Annotated in this window: 6 protein-coding genes; all 6 read left to right on the plus strand. The window is 71.6% G+C overall.

The features are described 5' to 3' along the window. A partial coding sequence (locus tag ACWGIU_RS25790; RefSeq protein WP_453709553.1) for an ornithine cyclodeaminase family protein occupies window positions 1-671 on the plus strand: 671 nt, incomplete at its 5' end. Window positions 672-742: 71 nt separating this feature from the next. Continuing rightward, complete coding sequence (locus ACWGIU_RS25795) at window positions 743-1,456, plus strand: GntR family transcriptional regulator (protein WP_030760795.1); 714 nt, start codon at window positions 743-745, stop codon at window positions 1,454-1,456. 190 nt (window positions 1,457-1,646) lie between these two features. After that, entirely contained in the window at window positions 1,647-3,389 is a 1,743-nt protein-coding gene (locus ACWGIU_RS25800) for an ABC transporter substrate-binding protein (protein WP_453709555.1), read from the plus strand. 23 nt (window positions 3,390-3,412) lie between these two features. Then, window positions 3,413-4,504: an ABC transporter permease gene (locus ACWGIU_RS25805; RefSeq protein ID WP_453709557.1), complete on the plus strand. Its 1,092-nt coding sequence runs from the start codon at window positions 3,413-3,415 to the stop codon at window positions 4,502-4,504. Continuing rightward, window positions 4,501-5,487 (plus strand): ABC transporter permease, encoded by a 987-nt coding sequence (locus tag ACWGIU_RS25810; protein ID WP_453709559.1) that lies wholly within the window; start codon window positions 4,501-4,503, stop codon window positions 5,485-5,487. The genes ACWGIU_RS25805 and ACWGIU_RS25810 overlap by 4 nt, the downstream gene beginning before the upstream one ends. Then, window positions 5,487-6,546 (plus strand): ABC transporter ATP-binding protein (locus ACWGIU_RS25815; RefSeq protein ID WP_453709561.1); only part of this gene is annotated, 1,060 nt, incomplete at its 3' end. The genes ACWGIU_RS25810 and ACWGIU_RS25815, both read left to right, overlap by 1 nt.

Here is a 6,546-nt window from a genome sequence, read left to right on the forward strand (position 1 = left end):
GGCCCACCCTGCGCCCGCTGGCCCTGCTCGACGGCGCGGCGCTGACCACCCTGCGCACCCCCGCGGTCTCCGCCCTGGCGCTGCGCCACCTGGCGCCCGCCGGGCGCCCGCTGCGCCTGGTGCTCTTCGGCTCTGGGCCGCAGGCGTACGGCCATCTGGAAGCAACCCTGTCCGTACGGGAGTTGGCCGAGGTCGTGGTGGTCGCCCGTGACCGCGGGCGCGCGGAGGAGCTCGCCGCACACGCCCGCACCCTGGGCCCGGCCGCGCGGACCGGCACCCCGAACGAGGTGGCCGGCGCCGATCTGGTGATCTGCTGCACCACGGCGCGGGAACCGCTCTTCGACGGGCGTCTGGTCGGGCCGGGCGCCGCCGTCGTCGCCGTCGGCTCGCACGAGCCGACGGCCCGGGAGACGGACACCGCCCTTGTGCGACGGGCGGCGGTGTACGTGGAGTCCCGGGCGGCGGCCCTGCGCGAGGCGGGGGACCTCCTCGTCCCGGAGGCCGACGGCGCCATCGGACCCGGCCATATCACCGGCACCCTCGCCGACCTGGTGGGCGGTCGGGTCCCGGCGGGCGGGCCGCGGAGTTGTCCACAGCTCTTCAAGAGTGTGGGCATGGCCTGGGAAGATCTCGCTGTGGCGGTCGCGCTGTACGAGGCCGCCGGAGTGTGAACAGCGCAACGTGACATTGTACGCTGTTCCTCTCCTCGTCGGTGGTGTACGGGGGTCTCGGAGGAAATGCAATGGGTGACCTGAAGCAGCACAGTCTCATCAAGGCCCAGGAACGCCTCCGCGACCAGGTCGGCCACGCCCTGCGAGCCGCGCTGATAGCGGGTGAGCTGCGCCCCGGGAGCGTCTACTCCGCACCGGGCCTCGCGGCTGAACTCGGCGTCTCGGCCACACCCGTCCGCGAGGCCATGCTCGACCTGGCCCGGGAGGGACTGGTCGAGCCGGTCCGCAACAAGGGCTTCCGGATCACCGAGGTCAGCGAGCGCGACCTGGACCAGTTCACCGAACTGCGCACGATGATCGAGGTACCGACCATCGGCCGGATCACGAAGATCGCCACCGCCGAGCAGCTGGAGGCGCTGCGCCCCGTCGCCGAGGAGATCGTCACCAGCGCGCGCGAGCACAACCTCATCGGCTACCTGGAGGCCGACCGCCGCTTCCACCTCTCCCTGCTGGCCCTCGCGGGCAACGACCGGCTGGTGGAGACGGTCGGCGACCTGCGCAAGCGGTCCCGGCTCTACGGCCTGACCGGCCTGGACGAGGCCGGCAAGCTGGTCTCCTCGGCGGAGGAGCACATCGAGCTGCTCGACCTGATGCTGAGCGGTGACGCCGAAGCGGCGCAGGAGTGCATGCTCCGCCACCTCGGCCACGTGCGCTCCCTCTGGGCCCAGGGCCGCGACGAACCGGTCGGCCGCGTTCCGGGGGGCCTGGGCTCGGGCGTCCAGTAGGCCGGCGCGGGGCCGGGGCGATCAACAGGCGGCGGCGCGGCCGCCGTTGATTGTTAGCCGGGGCTGGGGGCGGCCGCCCGACCGTTTTGGACACGGCTGGGTAACGGCGGCACCAACCCCTTGTCAGTGCAATTTCACATTACTATGTTACCGGTCACATCCTAGAGCGCGGCCCTTCACTGGAGTGACCATGACCAAGCGCACCCAACTCGCCCTCGCCACCGCCCTGGTGGCAGCTCTCGCACTCGGCGCCTCGGGCTGCTCCGGCACCAAGAAGGGCTCGGCCGGCTCGGGGGGCCCCAACCCCGCCGCCGCCAACGACGGCAAGATCCTCGGCGGTACCCCGGTCAAGGGCGGCACCCTCACCGTCCTGTCCAACCAGGACTTCGCGCACCTCGACCCCGCCCGCAACTGGACGATGCCGACCATGGACTTCGGCACCCGGCTGCTCTACCGCACGCTCGTCACCTTCAAGGCCGAGCCCGGCAAGGCCGGCAGCGAGCTGGTCCCCGATCTCGCCACCGACCTCGGCACCTCCTCCAACGGCGGCCGCACCTGGACCTTCACCCTCAAGGAGGGCGTGAAGTACGAGGACGGCAGCCCGGTCAAGGCCCAGGACATCAAGTACAACGTCGAGCGCTCCTTCAGCCCCGACCTCACCGGCGGCCCCGACTACGCCGCCCAGTACCTGGCCGGGACCGAGGGCTACAAGGGTCCGCTCCAGGGCCAACACCTGGACTCCGTGAAGACGCCCGACGACCGCACGATCGTCTTCGAACTGAAGCGCCCGGTGGCCGAGTTCTCCGCGACCGCCACCCTGCCGACCTTCGCCCCCGTGCCCCGGTCCCAGGAGAAGGGCACCCAGTACGACGCCCGCCCGTTCTCCTCCGGCCCGTACAAGATCGAGTCGTACGACCGCGACAAGAAGCTGGTCCTCGTCCGCAACGAGCACTGGGACCCGGGCACCGACACCGTCCGCAAGGCATACCCCGACAAGTTCGTGGTCGTCATGGGCCTCAAGGGCGGCCAGATCGACGACCGGATCATCGCCGGGGAGGGCGCCGACGCCTCCACCGTCCAGTACGCCGACATGCGCCCCGAGAGCGCCCCCAAGGTGCTGCCCAAGCCGGAGGTCAAGGCCCGGCTGCTCGCCGAGTCCCAGGGCTGCACGGAAATGCTCCACCTGAACAACTCCCGCGCCCCCTTCGACGACCCGAAGGTCCGCGAGGCCATGCAGTACGCCGTCGACAAGGAGGCCGTCATCACCGCGGGCGGCGGCCCGGCCCTCAACGAGATCGCCACCGCCTACCTGCCCCCGGCCCTCTCCGGCGGCAAGCAGGCCGACGTCCTGAAGATCGCCCCGGCCGGCGACCCGGCCAAGGCCAAGGAACTCCTCAAGGCCGCCGGCAAGGAGACCCTCAAGGTGTCCCTCTCGGTCTCCACCGGCGACAAGGGCAAGGCGGAGGCCATCCAGCAGGGCCTGTCCCGCGCCGGCGTCGAGGTCGTCATCGACACCGTCGACCCGGGCGCCTACTACGACGTCATCGGCGACCTCTCCACCACCCCCGACATGACCCTCACCGGCTGGTGCCCCGACTACCCCTCCGGCTCCACCTGGATCCCGTTCGTCTTCGACGGACGCACCATCAAGGACAAGGGCAACCAGGGCAACTACAGCCAGTTCCGCGACGAGGCGACCATCAAGCGGATCGACGAGATCAACGCCATGGCCGACGCCAAGGAGGCCAATCAGGCCTGGATCGACCTCGACGCCGCCCTGATGGCCAAGTCCCCGAACGTCCCGCTCCTCCTGGAGCGCAAGCCGCTGCTCGTCGGCACCAACATCGCCGGCGCCTTCGGGCACCCCGTGTGGACGGGCACCATCGACTACGGGACCGTCGGCCTCAAGGACCCCGCGAAGAGCCAGGGCTGAGGAAGCCGGAGGCCTGCGACCCCATGACCACCACCGCACCGGTCCCGGACGACCGGGCACCCCTCGACCCTGACAGCCCTGACAGCCCTGACAGCCCTGACGGCCCTGGCACCGACGGCCCCCGGGCCCCAGGTGCCGCACGGGCCCTCGGCGGCGCACCGGCCCCTGGCCCGGACGCAGCCCCCGGAGCCGCGACGGTCCACCCCACGACAGCACCCGGCAGCAGTCCCTGGCAGCTCGCCCGGCGGGAACTCCGCCGCCGGCCCGCCGTCCGGGTCAGCCTCTGCGTCGTCCTCCTCTTCGTCCTGACGGCCGTCACCGCACCCTGGCTGGGCGCCCTCGGCGGCTGGTCCCCGAACGAGTTCGACAAGACCGCCATCGACCCCTACCTCGGGGGCCAGCCGCTCGGCGCCCTCGGCGGGATCAGCCCCGAGCACTGGCTCGGAGTCGAACCCGTCACCGGCCGCGACCTGTTCGCCCGCGTGATCAACGGCGCACAGGTCTCCCTCCTGATCGCCTTCGCCGCCACCGCCATCGTGGTGGTCACCGGTACCGCCGCCGGGATCGCCGCCGGCTACTTCGGCGGCCGCACCGACACGATCCTGTCCCGGCTCATGGACCTGACCATGTCCTTCCCCTCGCTGATCTTCATGATCGCGATGCTGTCCGTGGCCAAGGACGTCAACCGGATCGTGCTCATGACCACCGTCATCGGGGTCTTCGGCTGGCCCGGCGTCGCCCGCGTGGTCCGCGGCCAGACCCTCTCCCTCAAACACCGCGAGTACGTCGACGCCGCCCGCGTCGGCGGCTCCGGCCCCTGGCGGATCCTGACCCGCGACATCCTCCCGGGCGTCTCCGGCCCCGTCATCGCCTACACCACCCTGCTGATCCCCGGAATGATCAGCACCGAGGCCGCCCTCAGCTACCTGGGCGTCGGCGTCCGCCCGCCCACCCCCTCCTGGGGCCAGATGATCGCCGAGTCCGTGGCCTACTACGAGACCGACCCCATGTACTTCGTCATCCCCAGCGTCTTCCTCTTCCTCGCCGTGCTCGCCTTCACCCTGCTCGGCGACGCCCTGCGCGACATCCTCGACCCGAGGGGCGGCCGCAGTTGATCCTCTACTTCGCCCGCCGGCTGCTCGCCCTCGCGGGCGTGCTCCTCGCCATCGCCGCCGTCACCTTCCTCATCTTCTACGTCCTGCCCGCCGACCCGGCCGCGGCCGCCTGCGGCAAGACCTGCAGCGCCGAACGCCTGGCCGACGTACGCACGTACCTGGGCCTCGACCAGCCCCTGTGGCGGCAGTTCACCGACTTCCTCACCGGCATCTTCACCGGCCGCACCCTGGGCACCGGCCAGTACGCCGTCGACTGCGATTTCCCGTGCCTGGGCTACAGCTACGAGAACTCGCTGCCCGTGTGGGACCTGCTGATGGACCGGCTCCCGGTCTCCGCCTCCCTCGCCGTCGGCGCCTCCGTGCTGTGGCTGCTCCTCGGCCTCGGCGCCGGGGTCACCGCCGCCCTGCGCAAGGACACCGCCACCGACAAGGCCCTGATGGTCGGCGCCGTCGCCGCCGCCTCCCTGCCCGTGTACTTCACCTCCGTGATGCTCATCTACGGCGTCATCCGCGTCGCCGGTCTCCTGCCGTACCCCACCTACCAGGCCTTCGGTGACAACCCGCTCGCCTGGGCCTCCAACCTGGCTCTGCCCTGGATCGCCCTCGCCCTGCTCTACGCAGCCATGTACGCGCGCCAGAGCCGCGGCTCGATGATCGAGGCGATGGCCGAGCCGTACATCCGCACCGCCCGCGCCAAGGGCATGCCCGAGCGCACGGTCGTCGTCAAACACGGCCTGCGCTCCGGTATGACCCCGATCCTCACCATCTTCGGCATGGACCTCGGCGGACTGCTCGCCGGAGCCGTCATCACCGAGTCCATCTTCGGACTCCCCGGCATCGGGAGGCTTTTCTACGGTGCCCTGGTCAACTCCGACCAGCCCGTGGTCCTCGGCGTCACCCTGCTCGCCGCCTTCTTCATCGTCGTCGCCAACCTCCTCGTCGACCTCCTGTACGCCGTCATCGACCCGAGAGTGAGGTACTGATGGCAGCCGACACCGCCGCTCCGCTCCTCGACGTACGCGACCTGCGCGTCACCTTCACCACCGAGCGCGGGCCCGTACGGGCCGTCGACTCGATCGGTTTCACGGTCGAGGCCGGACGCACCCTCGGCATCGTCGGCGAGTCCGGCTCCGGCAAGTCCGTCACCTCGCTCGCCCTCATGGGCCTGCACCGCGGCCCGGTCGAGGTCAGCGGCTCGGTGGCCCTCGCCGGTCGGGAGCTGACCGGGCTCCCGGAACGGGAACTGTCCAAGGTCCGAGGCCGCCGGATGGCCATGATCTTCCAGGACCCGCTCTCCAGCCTGCATCCCTACTACACGGTCGGCGAGCAGATCGCCGAGCACTTCCGGGTGCACTTCAAGGCCGGCCGGGCCGCCGCCCGCAAACGCGCCGTCGACATGCTCGGCGAGGTCGGCATCCCGGAACCGGCCCGCCGCGCCGGGGAGTACCCGCACCAGTTCTCCGGCGGCATGCGCCAGCGCGCCATGATCGCCATGGCCCTGGCCTGCGAGCCCGACCTGCTGATCGCCGACGAGCCGACCACCGCCCTGGACGTCACCGTGCAGGCGCAGATCCTGGAACTGATCGCCCGGCTCCAGCAGGAGCGCGGCCTCGGCGTCGTGATGATCACCCACGACCTGGGCGTCGTCGCCCGCGTCGCCCACGAGGTGCTCGTCATGTACGGCGGCCGCGCCGCCGAACAGGCCCCGGCCGACGACCTGTTCGCCGACCCCGCCCACCCCTACACCCGGGGCCTGCTCGACTCGCTGCCCCGCCTCGACACCGCCGACGACGTCCCGCTGCCCTTCATCCCCGGCTCCCCGCCCTCCCTGCTCGCACCCGCCCCCGGCTGCGCCTTCGCCCCGCGCTGCCCCGTGGCCGCCGCCGGCCCGGACGAGCGGCGGGCGCGCTGCTCGGGCGAAAGGCCCGAGCTCGGCCCCTACGGTGCCTCGGCGCGGCTGGCCGCGTGCCATTTCGCGGGTTCCGCCGCGATCTCACCGGGCGGCGGCTCCGCGACCCGGTTCCCCTCGACCGCCCCGGAGG

The organism is Streptomyces sp. NPDC054840 (assembly GCF_053611065.1).

Bases quoted from the DNA above. Each gene is read 5' to 3' on its own strand.
- ACWGIU_RS25795 (WP_030760795.1), top strand. From the start codon at position 743: ATGGGTGACCTGAAGCAGCACAGTCTCATCAAGGCCCAGGAACGCCTC.
- ACWGIU_RS25805 (WP_453709557.1), top strand. From the start codon at position 3,413: ATGACCACCACCGCACCGGTCCCGGACGACCGGGCACCCCTCGACCCT.
- ACWGIU_RS25800 (WP_453709555.1), top strand. From the start codon at position 1,647: ATGACCAAGCGCACCCAACTCGCCCTCGCCACCGCCCTGGTGGCAGCT.